This is a genomic window from Streptomyces sp. NPDC022910, from assembly GCF_055561075.1.
The window spans coordinates 1-1,330 of sequence record NZ_JBVHHL010000178.1 but is presented as its reverse complement, the minus strand read 5'-3'; the positions used below and the strand labels follow the sequence as shown (position 1 = coordinate 1,330).

General features: G+C 65.0%; 1 protein-coding gene. It reads right to left on the bottom strand.

Annotated features, from left to right (window positions below; translation table 11 throughout):
• Positions 1-27: 27 nt before the first annotated feature.
• Positions 28-1,280, bottom strand: a protein-coding gene (locus ACZ3TS_RS43015; RefSeq protein ID WP_467628725.1) for an IS3 family transposase whose coding sequence is annotated in 2 segments (ribosomal slippage) — positions 28-998 and positions 998-1,280 — 1,254 coding nt in all. Because the reading frame shifts where the segments join, the coding sequence is not laid out codon by codon here.
• Positions 1,281-1,330 lie beyond the last annotated feature (50 nt).

The window sequence follows — 1,330 nt, the reverse complement described above, 5'->3', positions numbered from 1 at the left end:
TGAACCGCCCCGGGTAGGTCGGAGACTCTAGATCGTGGTTGTGGCCTGGGGTTTCTTGGTTGTCCGGTAGTAGGTGGCTTCGTATTCGGCCGGTGGGACGTGGCCTATCTCACCGTGCAGGCGGCGGTAGTTGTACCAGTCGACCCATTCGGCGGTGGCCAACTCGACTTCGGCGAGGGTCTTCCAGGGCCGCTGCGGTTTGATGAGTTCGGTCTTGTACAGGCCGATCGTCGATTCCATCAGCGCGTTGTCGAGCGCGTCGCCGACCGAGCCGATGGATGCTGCGATGTCCTCGCGGTCCAGGTGCTCGGCCAGCTTGAACGAGGTGTACTGCGAACCCGCATCCGAGTGATGGATCAGCTCGCCCCGCTGGGGCGGAGTCCCGCTGCGGTCGCGTTGCCATAGGCCCATCTCCAGTGCGGCCAGTACGAGTTCGGTGTGCTTGGTGGTGGCCGCGGACCAGCCGACGATGCGGCGGGAGAAGGTGTCCACGACGAACGCGACATACACGGTGCCGGCCCACGCGGCGACGTGTGTGAAGTCCGCGACCCAGGTGCGGTTCGGTGCGTCGGCGACGAAGTCACGCTCGACGCGGTCCGGCGCCCGCTCGGCGGCCGGATCCGCAACCGTGGTGATCACTTTCTTGCCGCGGACCACGCCGGCGATGCCCAGTTCGCGCATGAGGCGTTCGACGGTGCAGCGGGCCACTTGATGGCCTTGCCGGGTCAGCTCGCGCCAGATCTTTCTGGCACCGTAGACACGGTAGTTGACCTCGAATATCTCCTTGATCAGTGCCTTGAGTTCCTCGTCCCGCAGTTGCCGGGCCGACGGCTTGTCCTGGCGATTCTTGTGGGCGTAGTAGGTGGAGGGGGCGATGCTGACCTCGTGCTCGCTCAGCACGCGGCAGATCGGCTCGACACCGCCGAAGCGGTCCCGCATCTCGTCGATGAACGCTACGAGCGCAGATGTGGCCGGTCGAGCTCGGCCGCGAAGAAAGCCGATGCGGCCTTCAAGATGTCGTTCGCCCGCCTTAGTTCGGCGTTCTCCTTCTTCAAAGCCTTGACCTGAGCCGATTCCTCGGTCGTCGTCCCAGGCCGGGCACCGGCGTCGATCTGGTCCTGGCGGACCCACTTGCGCAGCGTCTCGGTTGTCCCGATCCCCAGCTTCGAAGCGACTGCCTTCATCGCGGCCCACTCGGTGTCGTACTCGGGCCGCACCTCGGCGACCATGCGAACCGCACGCTTGCGCAGCTCAACGGGGTAAGGGGAGGGACGTGCCATGACTCAATCCTCTCAGAGAATCGAGCCTCCATTCGACCCGGGGCGATTCA